At 39.5% G+C, this 19,558-nt stretch carries 18 protein-coding genes and 1 riboswitch; of the genes, 13 read left to right on the top strand and 5 right to left on the bottom strand.

The genetic code is table 11. The features are described 5' to 3' along the window. Positions 1–194 precede the first annotated feature (194 nt). The 3 genes from AC0VYV_RS10980 to AC0VYV_RS10990 are packed head-to-tail and all read left to right on the top strand — an operon-like array spanning position 195 to position 2,978. Complete coding sequence (locus AC0VYV_RS10980) at positions 195–1,295, top strand: dipeptide epimerase (protein WP_404682100.1); 1,101 nt, start codon at positions 195–197, stop codon at positions 1,293–1,295. Further along, positions 1,282–2,190, top strand: coding sequence for a C40 family peptidase (locus AC0VYV_RS10985; protein WP_475374835.1), 909 nt, complete (start codon positions 1,282–1,284; stop codon positions 2,188–2,190). The genes AC0VYV_RS10980 and AC0VYV_RS10985 overlap by 14 nt, the downstream gene beginning before the upstream one ends. Next, positions 2,190–2,978: a serine hydrolase gene (locus AC0VYV_RS10990; protein ID WP_475374836.1), complete on the top strand. Its 789-nt coding sequence runs from the start codon at positions 2,190–2,192 to the stop codon at positions 2,976–2,978. The genes AC0VYV_RS10985 and AC0VYV_RS10990 overlap by 1 nt, the downstream gene beginning before the upstream one ends. A 65-nt stretch (positions 2,979–3,043) precedes the next feature. On the opposite strand, the gene AC0VYV_RS10995 is transcribed toward AC0VYV_RS10990, so the two are convergent. After that, entirely contained in the window at positions 3,044–3,529 is a 486-nt protein-coding gene (locus AC0VYV_RS10995; protein ID WP_475374888.1) for a L,D-transpeptidase family protein, read from the bottom strand. A gap of 52 nt (positions 3,530–3,581) precedes the next feature. On the opposite strand from AC0VYV_RS10995, the gene AC0VYV_RS11000 reads away from it, so the two are divergent. From AC0VYV_RS11000 to AC0VYV_RS11030, 7 genes are all read left to right on the top strand, one after another. After that, positions 3,582–4,082 (top strand): metallophosphoesterase family protein, encoded by a 501-nt coding sequence (locus AC0VYV_RS11000; RefSeq protein WP_430246350.1) that lies wholly within the window; start codon positions 3,582–3,584, stop codon positions 4,080–4,082. Between the two features lie 118 nt (positions 4,083–4,200). Further along, complete coding sequence (locus tag AC0VYV_RS11005; protein WP_475374837.1) at positions 4,201–5,703, top strand: phytoene desaturase family protein; 1,503 nt, start codon at positions 4,201–4,203, stop codon at positions 5,701–5,703. After that, positions 5,700–7,136: a phytoene desaturase family protein gene (locus tag AC0VYV_RS11010; RefSeq protein ID WP_430246354.1), complete on the top strand. Its 1,437-nt coding sequence runs from the start codon at positions 5,700–5,702 to the stop codon at positions 7,134–7,136. Before AC0VYV_RS11005 ends, AC0VYV_RS11010 begins: the two co-directional genes overlap by 4 nt. Positions 7,137–7,143: 7 nt before the next feature. After that, positions 7,144–7,980: a phytoene/squalene synthase family protein gene (locus AC0VYV_RS11015; protein WP_475374838.1), complete on the top strand. Its 837-nt coding sequence runs from the start codon at positions 7,144–7,146 to the stop codon at positions 7,978–7,980. Between the two features lie 242 nt (positions 7,981–8,222). Further along, complete coding sequence (locus AC0VYV_RS11020; protein ID WP_283152139.1) at positions 8,223–8,780, top strand: GNAT family N-acetyltransferase; 558 nt, start codon at positions 8,223–8,225, stop codon at positions 8,778–8,780. Between the two features lie 74 nt (positions 8,781–8,854). Then, a complete protein-coding gene (locus AC0VYV_RS11025; RefSeq protein ID WP_475374839.1) occupies positions 8,855–9,787 on the top strand; it encodes an alpha/beta hydrolase in 933 nt (310 codons plus the stop codon). A gap of 342 nt (positions 9,788–10,129) precedes the next feature. Beyond that, on the top strand, positions 10,130–10,879 hold the full coding sequence (locus tag AC0VYV_RS11030; RefSeq protein ID WP_475374840.1) for an AAA family ATPase: 750 nt from the start codon (positions 10,130–10,132) through the stop codon (positions 10,877–10,879). A gap of 145 nt (positions 10,880–11,024) precedes the next feature. Here AC0VYV_RS11030 and AC0VYV_RS11035 read toward each other — a convergent pair whose 3' ends face one another. The 4 genes from AC0VYV_RS11035 to AC0VYV_RS11050 are packed head-to-tail and all read right to left on the bottom strand — an operon-like array spanning position 11,025 to position 15,941. Further along, a complete protein-coding gene (locus tag AC0VYV_RS11035; RefSeq protein ID WP_475374841.1) occupies positions 11,025–12,488 on the bottom strand; it encodes a phytoene desaturase family protein in 1,464 nt (487 codons plus the stop codon). Further along, positions 12,485–13,606 (bottom strand): glycosyltransferase family 2 protein, encoded by a 1,122-nt coding sequence (locus tag AC0VYV_RS11040; RefSeq protein WP_475367366.1) that lies wholly within the window; start codon positions 13,604–13,606, stop codon positions 12,485–12,487. The genes AC0VYV_RS11035 and AC0VYV_RS11040 overlap by 4 nt, the downstream gene beginning before the upstream one ends. Then, entirely contained in the window at positions 13,606–14,418 is an 813-nt protein-coding gene (locus AC0VYV_RS11045; RefSeq protein ID WP_475374842.1) for a carotenoid biosynthesis protein, read from the bottom strand. Before AC0VYV_RS11045 ends, AC0VYV_RS11040 begins: the two co-directional genes overlap by 1 nt. A 17-nt stretch (positions 14,419–14,435) precedes the next feature. After that, positions 14,436–15,941 (bottom strand): phytoene desaturase family protein, encoded by a 1,506-nt coding sequence (locus AC0VYV_RS11050; RefSeq protein WP_475367368.1) that lies wholly within the window; start codon positions 15,939–15,941, stop codon positions 14,436–14,438. 179 nt (positions 15,942–16,120) lie between these two features. On the opposite strand from AC0VYV_RS11050, the gene AC0VYV_RS11055 reads away from it, so the two are divergent. From AC0VYV_RS11055 to AC0VYV_RS11065, 3 genes are all read left to right on the top strand, one after another. Then, on the top strand, positions 16,121–16,639 hold the full coding sequence (locus AC0VYV_RS11055; RefSeq protein WP_475374843.1) for a glycosyl-4,4'-diaponeurosporenoate acyltransferase CrtO family protein: 519 nt from the start codon (positions 16,121–16,123) through the stop codon (positions 16,637–16,639). Then, a complete protein-coding gene (fni, locus tag AC0VYV_RS11060; protein WP_226613046.1) occupies positions 16,620–17,663 on the top strand; it encodes a type 2 isopentenyl-diphosphate Delta-isomerase in 1,044 nt (347 codons plus the stop codon). Before AC0VYV_RS11055 ends, fni begins: the two co-directional genes overlap by 20 nt. 195 nt (positions 17,664–17,858) lie before the next feature. Next, on the top strand, positions 17,859–19,262 hold the full coding sequence (locus AC0VYV_RS11065; protein ID WP_194221612.1) for a Na+/H+ antiporter NhaC family protein: 1,404 nt from the start codon (positions 17,859–17,861) through the stop codon (positions 19,260–19,262). 87 nt (positions 19,263–19,349) lie between these two features. Beyond that, positions 19,350–19,463, top strand: a riboswitch (SAM riboswitch). Positions 19,464–19,558: the final 95 nt, after the last annotated feature.

A 19,558-nucleotide genomic window follows, 5' to 3' on the forward strand; every position in this document is an offset into this window, starting at 1 on the left:
ACAGTTGAGCCTGGTGATACGAAAACCAGGCTCTTTTTTTTCTGTCATTATACGATATTGGCAAAAGGGCTATAGTTTTACACGCATCATTGATAGAATTAGCTTGAGCTATGCATCACACACTTGAGACTATCTATCTCGTAACACTAGGCATTACATATGATGAAACTATGAATATTTTAAAGGAGATATCTATGAAGATTACTAATATTGAAACGTTTTCTGTATCCGTTCCGTTAAAGAAACCTTTTAAAACGGCGCTTCGTACAGTGACAAATGCCGAAGCGATCATTGTAAAAATAACAGCTGGGGAATACGTCGGTTATGGAGAAGCACCTCCAACAGTCGTCATTACTGGTGAAAGTCTTGCTAGTATTGATTCGGCCATTCAACATGTCGTGAAGCCGAAATTGGTTGGAATGGATTTAACGGAATATGAATCCGTCATGTACACTCTACAGAAATCAATGATTGGAAATACGAGCGCAAAGGCAGCAGTTGATATGGCTATTTATGATCTATTGGCTAAGCGAAGTCAACTTCCTCTTTATCAATTTCTTGGAGGATATCGGAATGCCCTGGAAACAGACTACACCGTTAGTGTAAACGAACCTGTAGAGATGGCAACTGACGCTGTTCAATACATAAAAGATGGGTTTTCAATTTTGAAAGTAAAGGTAGGCAAAGACACCATTCAAAACGACTTAAGTCGAATCAAAGAAATTAGAAAGCGCGTTCAAAACGATGCCGTTATTCGTCTTGACGCCAATCAGGGGTGGACAGCTAAGGAAGCAATTTATGCCATTCGAAAAATGGAGGATGAAGGTCTTAACATCGAATTAGTTGAACAGCCCGTTCATGCGAAAGATATTGAAGGTCTAAGAAAAGTGACTGATGCTGTCTACACCCCAATTATGGCAGATGAAAGCGTGTTTTCACCTGAGGACGCACTTAAAGTAATCATCACCCGAGCAAGTGACCTTATTAATATTAAATTAATGAAGTCTGGCGGTATCCATCAAGCATTAAAGATTAACGCGTTAGCGGAGAGTGCTGGAATGGAGTGTATGGTAGGAAGTATGATTGAATCACGAGTCGGTATAACTGCCGCCGCACACCTTGCTGCTAGCCAACGAAATATAACGAGGTTTGATTTCGATGCGCCACTGATGCTTGATTACGATCTTGTGAATGGCGGGGTTCAATATACTAAAAATATGATGACGTTTACTGAAGATTATGGTTTAGGAATTCACTATGTAGAAAAGGGTGGGATTACAGTTGGAATGGACTAAAAAAACAATTGCCGTAGCCGTAGCAACGTTATGGACAACTCCGGAGAAGGCAAGGACAATTGATCATAATGCTCTAACCAATCCAGTGAAATTAACAGAATGGTTGGAACCATTGTCTTATTCGAATAGATTGGAACTGTGCGATAATAACCACGTTCAATCCCAAGTTTTGTACGGGGAAGAGGTCTTAGTTTTAGATCAGCGAGGAAATTGGTCTTATGTACTCGTCCCTTCACAACCCTCTTCAAAAGATGAAAGAGGCTATCCTGGATGGATTCCAACGATCCAACTTTCTGAAAATGTACCAGGAGTATTTACTGAAGTTGTAGCTACAAATAAGCATGGTGTTCAATTTACAACTCAAAATGGAAAAAGTGAAATGCGATTAAGTTATCAAACGATCCTTCCTGTTTTAGAAGAGCGTGAACGAACTTACCTTGTCTGGACTCCACATGGAGAGGTGATTTTGAACAAAGAAGACGTTACGCCTCGTCCAACAAATGGCCCATTTGGAACAGGCTTAGACCTTGTTCGCGAAGCTGAACAATTTATTGGTCTCCTCTATTTATGGGGAGGTATGTCATCTTATGGATATGACTGCTCTGGATTTAGTTACAATATGGCTAGAACTATTGGCTGTACGATTCCGCGAGATGCCCATGATCAGTTAAAGAGTGGAACGCTAGTAGAAGAAGGTGACTGGCAAAGAGGTGATCTTCTCTTTTTTGCTTATGAGCACGGAAAGGGATCTGTGCATCATGTAGGCATATATTACGGTGGAGGAAAAATGATTCATTCTCCTAGCACTGGACGCTTTATAGAAATTACCCCTCTTAAAGGTACGCTCTATGAGGAAGAACTTTGTGGCGTTTGCCGCTACTGGGAGACGAATTAATGCAGTTTGAACAAGTAAAAGAGAAAATTATAGCATGTTTCCAGGGTCTTGAAGGAAACCAATCCGTGTATGTATCAACGCCTGATGGAGAATTAACTCATCATGAGGATCAGCCTGTATCATCAGCTAGTATTATTAAAATTGCTATTATGCTGGAAGCTTTAAGACAAGTGGATAGAAGTGCGCTCACATTAGATCAAGTAGTAGAGATTGAAGATGTCAATCGAGTCGAAGGCGCTGGTGTGATCTACCATCTAGGTAAAGAACTCGAATGGAGACTGACTGATCTGATTCATCTGATGATTATTTCTTCTGATAATACAGCTACAAATCAGTTAATTGATTTAGTCGGCATAGCGAATATTAATCATACTATGAAAGGAGCGGGGGCCTTTCATTCAAAGCTAATGAGGAAAATGATGGACCGAGAAGCCGTCAAAGCTGGAAAAGATAATATGATGAGTGGAAAAGATACTTATTTACTATTAAATCAACTAGTTGAACAACACCTTCTATCAAACTCATCTATGAAATGGGCGATAGACGTTTTGCTTCAGCAGCAATTTAAGGATAAGTTTACAAGTAAGATTTCTACTATAAAGAAAAATATGCTTGCTCATAAAACTGGTGAACTTGCAGGAGTGGAGCATGACGCGGGTATTTTATTTACATCAAGAGGTCCGGTTATCTATGCTTTTTTAACAGCTGGATTGCTAGAAAACCGGTACGGAAGAGATGCTATTGCGAATGCGGGTCGGTTACTTTATGACTTTTATAAAGAAGACTGAAACGATGAATGAAATGAACAAAAGCGCCGTTTGTAGACGGCGTTTTTGTTTTGCAATAATCCAAATTAAGGACCAATTGAAACGGCCGTTCCAATTGGAATCGTATTTGCAAGTTCTTCGACATCTCGGTTATACATTCGTATGCATCCTTTCGATACATATTTCCCAATAGAGGAAGGATCATTTGTCCCGTGTATACCATAATGTATTTTAGAAATACTCATCCACATCGTACCGAATGGTCCGCCGGGGTTTGGAGCTTTGTTAATGATAATAAATTGTCCAGTTGGCGTATCGTGAAGCATACGCCCCACACCAACAAGGTATACCTTTACAGTAGATCCATTTTTTTGAAGTGTAAGCGTTCGCTGTGTAAGAGATACATAAATGGTATATGGAAGTGTTGCAGGGTCAGGGTATCCAGGGATTTGGATAAGCTGGCCTGGATAGATAAGATTAGGGTTTTGTATGGAATTTGCCCTTATGATTTCAGTGACTGGAACTCGGTAATCCCCACTAATAGAAGATAATGTTTCACCTGACTTCACCATATGCTGCAAAAGTAGCCCCCCTAGCGCTATTAAATGAAAGGAATGAATACTAATGAACGTCGTTATCGTTTCAGATACACATATGCCACGGATGGCGAAAGAGCTTCCCAAAGCACTAAAAAATGAGCTGTACCATGCAGAACTCATTATTCATGTAGGTGATTGGCAAACACAGGCAGTTTACGAAGAATTAAAGTCATTTGCGCCTATTAAAGGAGTTTATGGAAACGTCGACGAAGCTTTTTTTAATAATAAGTTTAATGAAAAACTCATATTGAATTTAGAATCTCATCGAATCGGCATTACGCATGGTCACGGTAAAGGTAAAACAACAGAACAAAGAGCCGTTTCTCAATTTCAAGATGATGATGTCGAATTAATTCTCTTTGGTCACTCCCATATACCTCTTCATAAAGAATATGATGGGAAGGTCATTTTTAACCCTGGATCACCTACTGATAAGCGGAGACAAGCTCGATATTCATTCGGAAAACTTACTATTGAACGAAATAAACCTCTCCACATTGAACATGTTTTCTTTAATGAAAAATAGGGCAATACGTTAATTAGATGGTTTTGTGCATAAATTGTTGAACAAAATAGCGTTAATATGTATAATGTTTGTATAATATATGTGCGAAGTTTCATATGCGGATGGAAGGGGAAAAATGATGCCAACAACAAAACGAGTCATCGTAATCGGTGCAGGTCCGGGAGGGCTTACAGCTGCTATGCTTCTAGCGAGCAAAGGACATTCGGTTACAGTTTATGAGAAACAATCCTATGTGGGGGGGCGAACTTCTGGATTTGAGCGAAGTGGCTACCGCTTTGACAGAGGACCAACCTTCCTTAATATGCCGCATATTCTCGAAGAAATGTTCGAGGAATCTGGACGTAATGTCCATGACTATATCGACTTAATTGAAATCGATCCAATGTACGAATTGAAATTCGATGATGTTTCCTTTTATCCAACGCGTGACCAGGATGAAATGGTTAGAAGAATCGAAGAGACATTTCCTGGAGACGGTGAAGGGTATAGACGTTTTATGAAAGAAGAGAAAGAAAAATTCGAAGCGCTCATGCCTATTCTTCAAAATAAGCATGATTCACTTCTTGATTATGGTAGATGGCGGTTTGTGAAGGCTTTACCTAAATTGACGGTGACAGATAGTGTTTACAAGCGACTTTCCCATTATTTCGATGATGAGCGTTTAAGGCTATCCTTTACTTTCCAGGCAAAATACCTTGGAATGTCACCGTGGGAGTGTCCAGGTGCTTTTACGATTCTTTCTTATATGGAACATGCTTACGGCATTTTTCATCCGATTGGCGGATTGAGTCAAATTCCAGAAGCTATGGCCAGGGTTATTAAGGAAGAGGGCGGCGAAGTTCATACGAATAAAGGTGTGAAGCAGCTCTTACTTGATGGGAAGACAGTGAAAGGTGTGGAACTTGAAGATGGTACGACGGATTATGCCGATGAAGTCATTATAAATGCTGACTTCGCACATGCTGTAAATCATCTCATTCCATCTGGTTCTGTAAAAAAATATACACCTAAAAAAATGGAACAGAAAAAATATTCTTGCTCAGCCTTTATGCTATACCTTGGTGTAGATAAAAAGTACGACTTACCGCATCACTCTATTATCTTCTCCTCTGATTATAAAAAGAACGTAGAAGAGCTTACTAAGAAGAAAATTCTATCAGAAGATCCTTCCATTTATGTACAAAATGCTTCCGTTACTGACGATACTCTTGCTCCAGAAGGTAAATCTTCCATTTATATCCTTGCTCCAGTACCGAATAACTTTAGTTTAGTTGATTGGGAAGTACGTAAGGATGAATTTAGAAGATTAGTTCTTGATCAGCTTGAACAAAGAACGGAATTTAAGGATATTGAAAAGCATATCGAAGTTGAGGAAATGTACACGCCAACGGATTGGGAGATGGATTTAAATGTTTATAAAGGAGCCACATTTAATCTAGCTCATAATCTTCCTCAAATGATGTACTTCCGTCCACCTAACCAATTTAAAGAATTAAATCATTGCTGGCTTGTTGGTGGAGGGACTCACCCGGGGAGTGGACTTCCAACAATTATGGAATCTGCACGAATCACGAGCAGAATGCTTCATGAACAAGCAGCGCTTTTGGAGAGTGCGAAATGACGATTGGTATAGTAGGTGGAGGCATAGGTGGCATGCTTTCCGCGCTACTCCTTTCACAAAAGGGCTACAACGTTGAGCTGCATGAAAAAGCGCCTACGCTTGGAGGTAGACTTTCATTTGTTGAACGAGATGGATTCAAGATCGACAAGGGCCCTACGATCGTACTTCTTCCAGAGATGATCTATGAGTTTTTGGATAAAGCGGGAGTTCCTCGTGAGGAAGTGGAGATGGTAAGATGTGATCCACTATATCGCATGATTTATCCAGACGGTTCTACTTTTACGAAAACAAGTGATATCGAGAAGCAGCTGGAAGAGATCACTCGAATGTTTCCTGGAGAAGAGCAACATTTTCTTTCTTATCTTGAAGATATGCGCGTTCGATTTAAGAAAGGAAAGGCGGCTTTTCTCGAACAGTCTTTTATTAATAGAAAAGATTTCTTTACTCCAAGTAATATGAAGCTTTTACTCGAGCTTAAAGCTTACCAGTCTGTTCAATCTCAAGTATCTAATTATTTTAATGATGAACGGTTGCAAGACGCCTTTGCCCTACAAACGCTTTATATTGGTGGAAATCCATCTGCTTCACCAGCACTTTATTCTTTAGTTCCTTTTAGCGAATATGAACATGGCATCTGGTATTTAAAAGGTGGCTATGCAAGCTTGATTACTGTATTAGAAAAACATCTTCGTCTTCAAAACGTAACGGTTCATTTAGAATCTAACGTGGAAGAATTACTCATTGATGGGAAGACGTGTAGAGGAATTCGTACTACAAGTGGAGAACATTATTATGATAAAGTAGTGTATAATGGAGATTTCCCTATGATCAAGAATCTGATAAAAAAAGAGAAAGTTCCTCGGAAGAAATACAAAGCTTCCTCAGGTTGTCTACTCCTCTATATGGGGCTTGATCGTGTATATGATAATGCTGATGTTCATCAATTTTTTATGACAAATGACTTTACATCCCATATGAAGGACGTTTTTCAAGGTGGTAAATTGACAGACCAACCGGCTATTTACACGTTTCATCCTTCTCTCATTGATGAAACGCTAGCACCTCCTGGTAAAGGCGTGCTATACGTGCTGATCCCCGTACCATCAGGTGAAGCAGTCGAATGGGATGAAAAGGAAAACGTTGCATCAAAAATGATTGAACTTCTTGAAACAAGAGGTTTTCCAGGTTTAAAAGAATCTATAGAGTGGTTAGAAATTCGCACACCTGCTGATGCAGAGGTGGAAGGCTTATATAAAGGGGGAAGCTTCGGTATCGCCCCAACACTTACACAATCAGGCGCGTTTAGACCTCAAGTGAAACCTTTTAAATTTGAAAACCTTTATGCGGTGGGAGCATCGATCCATCCTGGAGGTGGCATCCCAATCGTAATGCAAGGGGCGGATCTTCTTGTAAAAGAAATTGAAAGGGTGTGAACGAAAGATGCTCGAACAAGCCTATGCTCACTGTGAAGCCATTATTAAACATCATTCCAAAACGTTTTACAAAGCGTTTTCTTTATTGCCTTCTTCAAAGAAGAAAGCAGTCTGGGCTGTTTATGGTTTTTGCAGGCAGGTTGATGACATCATTGATGAAGGCACAGATCCTGAAGCAGAATTAAAGGTCTTTCGTTCTGAATTCGCCTCTTTTCTAAAAGGTGAAATACCAAAAACTGATCCTATGTGGCTAGCTCTTGAAGATGTTTTTCGTAATTTCACCATGGATACGAAAGCTTTTCACGATATGATTGCTGGGCAAGAAATGGACTTATATAAAACGAAGTATTATACGCTTGAGGAGCTTGAACATTATTCTTATCATGTGGCAAGCACCGTTGGCCTTATGCTTCTTCCAATTCTTGCTCCAAAGAAGGTAGACGAACTTCGAGAGAGTGCCATAGCGTTAGGTCTTGGCATGCAAATCACGAACATCTTAAGAGATATCTCTGAAGATCTAGACCGAGACCGAATTTATTTGCCAATTGCTGAGATGGAATCATTAGGTTATCGTGTTGAAGATTTAAGAAGTCGAAGAATGAATGAGGCATTTATCAAAGTTTGGGAAAAGCTTGCTGTTCGAGCTGAAATGCATTACGAAACAGCTTTCTCAGCAATGCATCATTATCCTCTAGATGCTCGTCTCCCAGTGAAAAGCTCAGCGGTTTTTTACAAAGCCATTTTGCAATCCATTCGTAAAAAAGAGTATAATGTCTTTCACCAGCGAGCATTTGTATCGGAAAAAGAAAAAGAAGCGCTTTTATCGGCGATTGCCGGAAATTGACAAAAACTCTCTTCCAATTGGAGGAGAGCTTTTTTGTTATATCCTTAGTGTCTTTAAGATTAAGGAATCTAAGCGAAAAGTAGTTGTAACATTTGAGAGAATTTGAAATGATTAGGAGGTATTAAATGTTTTATGCATCATTAGGGGCCATGATCTCTTACTTATTTCAAAAAGGGTGATGCAAGTATTCAAGAAAGCTATTCTAGAAGGAGCTTATCCATAAAGAAAGGTAGGAAAGCCTGTTGATTTATATTGAGAAGAAGAAAGTAACATTAAGAGAGGCGACATGGGAGGATATTAGTACTTTATACTATTGGAAATATGAAGAGGAGAATCAAGAAGCAAAAAAATGGAACGGGCCATACATCATTGAGAAAAAGATATCCAAAGTAGAGTACAAGAAAGAGTGGGAGCAACAGCGTAAAATTAGCCTCGGAGTTCCAGACACGTTAGTCATTGAAGCAGATAATAAAGTGATAGGTACAGTGGGATCATACTGGGTTGATAAGTTCACTAACTGGCTTGAAACCGGAATTGTTATTTATGATCCATCTTACTGGAATGGAGGATACGGTTCTGAAGCTTATAGAGAATGGATCCATTTTCTATTTCGATCAACAAAGCTTCATCGACTTGGCATGTCTACCTGGTCTGGTAATGAACGTATGATCAAGGTGGCAAGTAAGATTGGAATGAAAGAAGAAGCCAGAATAAGAGATGCAAGGATAGTAGAAGGTGTTTACTACGATGCCATCAAAATGGGGATGCTTCGAAGTGAATGGGAGCAACTTCGGTCTTAATTGTAAGGCGTTTTGTTTTCGAAAGACATATGGCATGATAGAGGTAGCTTACTATTAATCATTTGGGGGAACTTATGAAAAACCGATCTTATACACGTTTATTGAATGAAACGATTACAATCTATGAAGAAAGTGGTAGTTTAAAAGCTTATCAATTTATGAAAGAGCATGCGAAGAATGTGGAAGGCAATCAAGCGCAGCTCTTCAATTTTCAATATGCTCTTGCAGCTGCATCTGACCTAAAAGAGGAAGCCCTTGCGATCATGAGGGAAGCCATTATGGAACAGGGATACTGGTATGCGTATGAGTATTTACAAGCGGATGAAGACTTGGATTCCCTCCGTGAGTTTGATGAATTTCAAGAATTGGTTCAGCTTTGTAAACAAAGAGAAGAAAAGGCGATGGAACAAGCAAAACCAGCGTTAACGGTTTTAAATAACGAGGATGAACAAGAACGTCCCGTTCTTATGGCTATTCATGGAGATCAAGAGAATGCTGAAATGACTGCTGTAGCTTGGAATCGAGCAGCAACGAAAAAGTATAAACTCGCCTTTCCTCAATCATCTCAAATCCAGTTTTCAGATGCTTATGAATGGGAAGACGTTGCTTTAGGGGTACAAGAAATAGAGGACCATGTGAATACCCTTTCCTCTAGAGATACCTTGATTATTGGAGGTTTTTCAGCTGGATGTCACGTAGCACTTAGAGCGATTCTCGAGCAGCGTATAAGCGTGGATGGATTTATTTTCGTGGCACCATGGATTCCTAATATTGATGAATGGCGAGATGCTATCGATTCTTTAAAGAATTCAAATATTAAGGCTTATATCATTTGTGGTGAGGAAGATGATGATTGTCTTGAGGGGTCTAAAGCCTTATCCGAGTTGTTGGAAGCTCAAGAGGTTGCACATGAACTGAAGATCATTCAAGGTCTGGATCATGAATACCCAGAGGAATTTAATGAATGGCTTCACCGGGCTCTGCAGTTTATTAATAAAAGGGATTAGAGAAAGACCTTAGATAGAGCCCAGTTTCGTTTATTCCTAAGGCCGAATTCTTGTTGATCACAATAGTTCAATCCTTTGGAAGGGTGATCGTATGAGAGAACGAATTGGTGAGTGTACAAACTGTAAGAAACTAGTTTATTGCTTGAATGGTTTTCTCGATGGAGTTAGTTGGAATGGTCAACTATACTGCTTTACTTGCTTTGAAAAGCATAAAGATCAACCACCGTCATAGTCTTGATCGATGTAGTGGGGTCAACCCCCATTCAATAGAAGATTACTTCAACCTTTTCCAGGATGTGCAGGAAGGTTTTCCTAAGTGATATGACATAAGGGAGGAAGCAAGTGAAACTAACGAAAGAGACACAATATATTAGAAGTGTCCGTTTAGAAAAAACTGAAGACAATGAATTTCCGTTCTCACTACCTGCTGTACAATGTCTACAGGATGAACTTATCTTTCACCCAAATGTTACGTATATTGTTGGTGAGAATGGAATGGGGAAATCAACGCTGCTAGAAGGGATAGCTGGGACACTAGGTATGAATCCTGAAGGTGGCACGAAGAATTTCAACTTTTCGAGCTATGATTCTCACTCAAATTTGCATCAGTATTTGAAATTAACAAGAGGAGTTCATAGACCAGATGATTCTTTTTTCTTTCGAGCCGAGACGTATTACAATTTAGCTACGAATATTGAAGCGTTAGATCAAGAGGGATTTGGTCCGAAAATTATTGATTCTTTTGGAGGGAAATCACTTCATCAACAATCGCACGGAGAGTCTTTTTTTGCTACATTTATGTACCGATTTCAAGGAAGAGGGTTGTACATTTTAGATGAACCCGAAGCGGCGCTCTCACCGATTAGGCAGCTATCGATGTTAACGAGAATACATGAGCTTGTTCAAGAAGGTTCTCAACTAATTATATCGACACACTCACCAATTTTAATGGCATACCCTGAGGCAAGAATCCTACAGCTAAACGCCGATAGCATGAGTGACGTAACGTTAGAAGGAACTGATCATTTTGTGACGATGAAACAATTTTTTGAAGATAAAGATCGCCTGTTGCATCATTTGTTGAAGAATTAAGGGTAAAAGGTGTTCAAACGAAATAATTGATAAATTAAATCGAAAAGTGCCCTCCAAACGCAAGCTTCATTTGGAAGGCACTTTAAATTTGTTTAGATAGTCTACCATAAATGGCGTTCTTTACTGAACAATTTGTACTTGTGCACTAGTGATCTTCGCGTATGATTCGATTCGCCACATTTTTCCCGCTAATGACGACCATTGGAGAACCACCACCAGGATGGGTGCTTCCGCCAGCAAAGTAGATATTCGAGATATCCTTTGATTGATTGGAAGGTCTAAGAAAACTATTTTTTAAAGAATTCGAAGAAATGCCGTAGAGTGCCCCTCTGAAAGCGTGGAAACGTTCTTTAATTCCTTCAGGTCCGATGACCTTCTCCGTGACAAGGTGCTTTCTTATAGGTAATTCATGCTTCTCCAACTTATCATATATTTTCTCTTTATATTCCTCTAAGGAAACTTGGTTATTTTCGGACAGAGGAGGCGCATTTACTAGAATAAAGAGATTATCTCCATCTGGAGAAACAGAAGGGTCTGTTGCTGAAGAATTTGAAATATAGATCGTCGGATCGTCAGGCCATTCTCCTTTAAATAGCGTTTTAAACTCATGACTGTAATTTTGAGCAAAGTATACTTGATGATGTACGAGATTAGGAAGTCTTGTTGATAATCCAGCCATGATGACAAAAGCGGAAATGGAAGGAGATGATCTCTCAATTTTTATATTAGGCATGGATGGTCGCTCTTTCTCATCAACTAATGCTGGATAGGCTTTTAATAAATCGCCATTAATAATAACCTTGTCTACGTTTAATCGATCAGAAGCCGTTTCAATTTGCTTCGCTTTTTTATTTTTAACATGTATTTGATTCACTTCAGTATTTAAGTGAAAAGTAACACCTAGCTGTTTTGCCGCGGTTTCTAGACTTTCAGCAAGTTTGGTGTTTCCCCCTTTAACATAATAAACTCCCTGCACCATCTCAAGGTATCCGATCATCGCAAAAGTAGCTGGCGAGAGAAAGGGGGAGGAACCAATATATGTAGAATAGCGATTAAAAGCTTTTAATAAAAGAGGATGCTGAAAATAGCGTTCATGAAAGTGATTCATTTTCTCAAGCGGTCTCACTTTCATAACCGCACGAAACAATGTAGGAGACAAGTAATCATTCCACTTTGTAAACATCCTCGGAAAGAATGATGATTTGGATAAATGATAGAGTCGTTCAATTTCTTTGAGATATGCGAGATAATGATTCGCTGCAAATGAATCAAGCTTCTGTAGTTGTTCTATCATGAAAGATTCGTCTGTGCTCATCATAAAAGATTGACCATCATAGTCTACATTTCTTGTATGATGGTCGAGCTTCATCCACGTGAAATAATCCCTGGGGTTAAGGTTTGCTTCTTCAAATAAAGAATCAAAAATTTCAGGCATTGTCATTGTGTTTGGCCCGAAATCAAAGTGATGTGTCCCCAGGTTAACAGGCATCATTTTCCCACCTGCGTATTCATTTTTGTCATAAACGTGTACGTTGTATCCTTTGCTAGCTAGCTTAATTGAAGCAGAGAGCCCACCGAGTCCTGCCCCAATAACGGCAATTGTTTTCATGAGTATGTTCTTCCTTTCCAAACATAACCTTTCTGCCTTAAACCTGTGCGCATAGAATGAATCAACAGAGTCATAAACGCGACAGCACTAAGTGGCATGAGGAGCGATAACGTGACTCTTTGATTCGTTCTTAAATCAATCCATGCTTTTTGAAGCACGATTAGGACATAGGGGTAAAAGAGTGCGACTATTAGTGAACCTGTTAATGCTGTATAAAGCCCTGCAAGTAATAAAATAAAAGGGCCGACATAGAAAATACCATAAAAAATAAAGAGGATCCATATTAGGAAACGAGAGCGGCCGAGACCTGGGAAAAGGTTTTTAGTGAAACCATTCCAGACTTCGCGATTTGTTTGATACATATAACAAGTGACCACATTTGTTATATTGGCAAGAATAACTCTTTGTCCTTTTTTCTTAAATGCTTTTGCTAAATCAATATCATCTAGGAGGGTCTCGCGAATCCCTTCATGACCACCAACGTGTTTGTATGATTCCGTATGAACCATTATAAAAGCCCCATGAGCAGCGGTGAAGGAGGGAAGGTTCGTCCAATTAGCTGGTGCTAATGGAAGATGGAAATGAACGACAAAATGCTGAAGTGGTACAAGAAGCTTTTCAAGAAACAAGCTTACAGGAAAAGCAGGAAACCCTGTTATCATGGAAGCCTTCCGCTTTTTCATTAATAAGAGGGCAGCTTGAACCGCATTTGGCGACAGTCTTAAATCTGCATCATTAAACAGTAGGTATTGTCCTTTAGCATGTTCACTTAGCTGGTGACAAGCATATACTTTCCCAGTCCAACCTTCAGGTAGGTCTTTACCACGAATTATCATAAATCGCGGATCATTTTTTGTTCCTTCATACAGTAAATTCAATGTTTGATCACTAGAGTGGTCGTCAAGTAGAAGAAATTCAATATTTTGATATGTGAGCTTTTTTAAGCTTTGAAGGAGTTCCCCTACGTTTCGTTCTTCATCACGAAGAGGGATAAGAATGGATACACGTCCATTCTCATCCCCCTGAATACTTCGATTTGATAGACGTGGCATGAAGAGTGAATTGATGATCGTCCACAAGACAAACGCTGTAAGAATGCTAATATAGATGAGCAACATTAGACGGTCACCTCTTCCACTTTAGCGTGTCCATTTTGCTTCGCTTTTTTCTTATAGGTAATTAGCAAAAGCAGTGTAGGAATCGATGTTACAAAGACCGCAAGCCAAAGTCCATCAAGTAGTGCAAGGAAAATAAACATACCCATGACCATACCAAATAACATAGCCATTCGATGCTTCCATATAATGAAAGAAGTCCTATTTGGAACCTTATTCCTCATATAGAGAGGATAGAGTAAGGCATGGAAGAAAAGGGATACCCAGAACCAGCCCGTGAAATTTTGGAAAGGAACGTTATAATAAACGCCGTTTCCGTCCCATCCCCAATAACCCTTCACTAAATAGGCGACGGGATCAATGATTAAGTCAATTAAAACGGCAATAAGGGAGCCTACAAGGGAGTAGACGATCCATCTTATGATTCCAGGATTTAGTATTTCGGTCATTTGAAGCGATAGCACATGGGTAACGGCGATCACCATAATCCAAGCAAAACCAATCCCTATTGGAACGTAAGCTAATTTAAACCCAAAATCACCGGAATAATCATATTTACCAAAGATTAAACCATAATGAACGCCTAAGCCCTCTGCGATCATGCTGAAAGCAAAGATAAAGGAGGCTATTGAAAGCCCCCGCAAAGCCCCAAACGTACGTACAAAATAAAAGCTGCCTAATATTCCACAGAGTATAAGGAAGAAGGCATTTGCCCAGTTAAGAAACGATGGAAGTAGGTCGAAGCCAACAAGGATCAACCCACAGCAGTACCAAAAAATAAATAGTCGAAAGATTACGTTATCCCATTTCATCATGTTGCGAAGTCCCTTTCTTAGCCAGTTTGTTCATCTTTCAATTTCTGATCTTCAGCAATTAAATCTGCAGTTAACTGACCTGAAAGTGTAACCATTGGTACACCACCACCTGGATGTGTTGAACCGCCTACAAAGTACAGATTATCAATTAGTGAACTTCTAGATGGTATTTTAAAACCACCGTTTACTTTACGATCCGTTGCTACACCATAGATAGAGCCGCCGTTAGAACCATATAAATTCTTAATATCATCTGGAATGAACTGATATTCGAATTCAATTGATTCGCGAAGACCTGTCATACCCATTCGTTCTAATTTATCTAGGACGATTTCACGGTATCTACCGCGATGTTTCTCAAAGCTCTCACCAGGCTCTAATGGTGGAACATGTGTTAAGACAAAGAGATTTTCTTTTCCAGCCGGTGCCTGAGTAGGGTCAGATTTTGATGAGACACCAATATAGACCGTTGGATCGTCAGCAGGGACCCCTTCATCAAATATTTGTTTGAATTCTAACTCGGGATCTTTCGAGAAGAAAAAGTTGTGGTGTTGAAGGTGATCAAACGTCTTATTTACACCAAGTAACAACACAAGGCCTGAAACGGTAGGAGTATATTTTTTCAATTCATCTTTCACTTTTTCAGCACCAGGCTCTCCTTTAAGAAGCGTCTCGTGGGCAGGGATGCCTTCAAGATTACTAACGATTAAGTCTGCCTCCATCATCGTCCCATTCGCAAGTTTTACACCAGCTGCTTTTTTGTTTACGGTGAGAATCTCAGCGACCTCTGTATTGACTTGTACGTCCACACCTAGCTCATCAAGTAGCTTAAGCATTCCTTCTGCTATGTTATACATACCGCCTTCAACATAATAAATACCAAGGCCAAGCTGCACATAAACAAGTTGTGAAAGAATGGCAGGGGAATGATAAGGTGATGAGCCAATATACATAATAAAGAAGTTAAAGAGCTGCTGAAGATGTTTATCATCCAGATATTTTTCCGTTGCCTGATTCATTGATTTCATAGGGTTCATTGTGAGAAGATCTTTAAATGAATGCAGTTTTTGCAAATCTTGAATGCCTGACAAGCTTTTTTTGTAAAAGCTTTTTAAGCTTAAATCGAACATCGTTTTGCAATAATCTAAATAGGAGAGGAAGTTGGAATAATCTTTCTCTGAGCGCTTATGTACTTCAGATAACATAACAGCTATATCACTTGTTACATCAATCTGGGCGCCATCTTCGAAGAAAGTTCTCCATTGAGGTTCAATACGTTTAATGGTCATATAATCGTTTACATTTCGGTTTGCGCTTTTGAATAGTTTCTCAAGGACCCAAGGCATTGTTAGAATGGAAGGACCCGTATCGAATTTAAACCCTTGGCCAGAACGTTTGTTTAATTTGCCGCCAGCGCGCTCATTTTTTTCCAGTACGGTAACTTGATGTCCATCGGCTGCAAGACGAATAGCTGCCGAAAGACCTCCTAGTCCAGCACCAATAACGATTGTTTTTTTGCTCATTCCATCTCCTCCTTCATCGAATTAACTTCCAGCGTCGACATTTATACACTGTAATTGTATAGTGTGGGTATAACCTTTGTAAAGGAATCATAACGCTGTTACAGTGTATAATAGGTTTTCCTGACATAATAATTACCTAATCTTGGATATGTTAAACAATTTTGAAACGAGGAATGTGTATGCAGGTCATCCACTTATCGATCGGAGGGTTAATCTTAGTGAATATTTTTGCCTGGCTGATCATTCATGTTTCTATCTCTTATATTTGCCTTCGGTTGCCAGATTCCTTTTATGAATCTAAAAAATCAATGTTACAAAATAAGAAATGGGAACTGAAAGTGTATGATCGTATCCAGATAAGGAAGTGGAAAACAATACTACCTGATGGGGGAGATGTGTTTAAAGGAGGATTTCGGAAGAAAGAACTCAAAACGCTCACTTCTTCTTATATAAGGAAATTTATCTTAGAGACAAGACGTGCAGAGGTGACCCATTGGCTTCTCATACCACCTTCATTCTTGTTTTTCTTATGGAATCCTTTGAGTATTGGTTTAGTAATGGTTGGGTATTCTTTAATAGTTAATCTTCCATTTATTCTTATACAAAGGTACAATCGACTCAGGTTAAAACCATTATTACATCGTCAGATGAAAAAAGAGCAGCGCAGGGGGAATTCCATTGGAACACTTGGGGTTTGATCAAACCGAAAAAAGAAAGAACGAACATATTGATATTTGTCTAACGGAAGACGTGGAAGGACAGGGACTTACGACGGGGTTAGAAAAATATCGTTTTAAGCATAATCCACTACCAGAAATTGATTATAATGAAGTCGATATCTCCACTCAATTTCTTAATAAGAAATTGAAGACGCCATTTCTGATCAGCTCAATGACCGGCGGTACAGAGCGATCTTGGGAGATTAATAAACGTCTTGCCAAAGCTGCTGAAGCACATGGTTGGGCGCTTGGTGTAGGCTCAATGCGTGCCGCTATTCAAGAATCGAAATCCGCTTATTCATTTGACGTAAGAAAACATGCACCAACCATTCCTATACTAGCCAATATTGGAGCTGTTCAACTCAATTATGGTTTTACAGTAGAAGAGTGTAAGAGAGCGATTGACTTCATTCAAGCTGATGCGCTTCTGCTTCATTTAAATCCATTACAAGAAGTATTCCAACCTGAGGGTGATACAAATTTCCAAGATTTAATCGATAAAATTCGAGAAGTAGCAAAAGCGATCCCTGTTCCACTCGGTATTAAAGAGGTTGGCATGGGAATCGATGCGAAGAGTGCTCAGCGTCTTATAAGTGCAGGTGCCAGTTTTATTGATGTTGCTGGAGCGGGTGGAACATCCTGGATTCAAGTTGAAAGTTTTCGTTCCCATCAAACATTAAGACAACAAGCTGCCGAAGCTTTTCAAGATTGGGGTAACCCGACAGCTGATTGTATTATTGATGTAAGGAAACAGCATCCCGATGTCCCGATGGTTGCAAGTGGCGGACTAAAAAATGGTGTGGATGCAGCTAAAGCTATTGCTCTCGGGGCGGATGTGTCCGGATTTGGTAGGGCATTACTTGAAAATGCAGTAGATGATAGTGAAGAAGCGCTATCAGATCAATTAAAGCGAATTGAGTTCGAATTACGAACAGCTATGTTTGGAATTGGAGCTGCATCGATCAATAGATTAAAATACAATAGCGCATTAAAAAAGAAATAGCCAGAGCACTGAGCTCTGGCTTTTTTGTATGAATAAGTTAAGGAACGATGTTCAATTTGTCTTATTTAAACCATATGGCACCAATGACTTCGAGCAACTCCACTTGCTCAGACGAATGAGGAATCAACATTATCGGTTCCCGTAGTATAGGTCGTTCTCTAGAGAGCAAACTAGAGCTTAAGGAGGGCGACGCTAATGGCCTGGTTATCCATTTTTCCGTTTATCGTTGTCATTATCATTGCGATGAAAACAAAACTAGTGATCCCCGGATTAACGGCGGGTTTGCTAACAGCATCATTTATATACAAACCTGGATTGATCATTGGTTTACAACAGTTCTATGAATTTATTATGACTGGTTTGAAAGATGAAAATAATGTTAAAATCGTCCTTTTTCTATATATGTTTACGGGCTTAATCGGATTGATGAAATATACTGGTGGGATAAAAGGATTTGTTCAAGTTGCCTCATCCAAAATCAACTCAAAAAAAGGAGCGTTATTTCTGACGTGGGTGTCAACGCTAGGAACATTTAGTGCTCCTAGTTTCCGCATTGTAACGGTAGCCCCAATCATGAAAGCTCTTTTAAATAAAGTGAAAATCACTCCTCAGGAGCTTGGATTTGTGATAGAAACGACAGCAACTCCAGTTATTGTCTTAATGCCAATTGCTACCGCTTTTGTCGGCTATATGTCATCTGTTGTGCAGCTTTCACTAAAAGCAGAAGGCATTGAAGGAGATGGCTATCGTTACTTTCTTCAAAGTATCCCTTACAACTTTTTTTCGATTAGTATTTTATTGATTGGCTTTTATTTGAGTTTTTTCCATCATCGAAAAACGCCAGCTACAGACGCAGGTAATGTGGAAAAAAAGCTTGATGATCAATGGGAAGATTGTCATCCAGCTGTGGCGAAGGATCTTCCTACGAAACCGATGAATTTATTAATACCTCTTGGAGGAGTTATTCTCCTAACACTTCTTCTTACATATTGGAGTGGTTATAAGAAGGGGTTTACTTCTTTAATCAAGGCGTTTATTGAGGCAGATGTCCTCGACGCGATGGTCTTTGCACTTCTCACTACAGTACTTTTAACGTTCATTTTCTATTTATTTCAGCGTTTTTCTTTAAAGGACCTTGTTACTTATTTTATCGAAGGTGGTAACGAGATGATGCCGGTCATCGTCTTGCTTACTGTCGTTTGGGGCTTAGCAGCTTCAACAGAAGCTCTTGGCTTCTCGTCTTTTGTTACCTCAAACCTTGATTGGATTCCTACTTTATTTGTACCACCAGTCTTATTTCTCGTTGGGGCGTTTATTTCATACTTTATTGGCTCATCATGGGGCACATGGGGAATTTTAATGCCGCTCGGTATTTCATTAGGGTATTCTACAGGAGCAGATCTACCTGTTGTCATTGGAGCCGTGTTTGCGAGTGGGACATTTGGCGCTTTTGCTTCTCCGCTAAGTGACAATACGAATACAGTTGCGAGGATCTTGCAGTTGAATCCTATGACATATGCGAAATTTAAGCTTGGCCCAGCTTTATTAGCGGCGGGATTAGCAGCAGCTGGCTACTTTGTTATCTCTTTTGTAATATAATTATTTTTATGAGTACTTTTGTATTGACATCCGTTTTAAAACCATTTATTATTGGGACTAACTTAATAATCCTTTGTTTAAAGGATCTTCTTATTCAGAGAGGTGGAGGGACTGGCCCTTAGATACCTCGGCAACGGACCTATGAACTTATGTTCAATTGGAACCGTGCTAATTCCTGCGACGAAAGTCGAAAAATGAGAAGAGGCTCGGTCTATCCAAACCCTCTTCTGTTCGAGCAGATGAGGGTTTTTTTATGCACCCTCATTTGGAAATATGTTTTAGTAGAGGGAGAGACT

This window comes from Anaerobacillus sp. QJM3NY_17 (genome assembly GCF_056173665.1).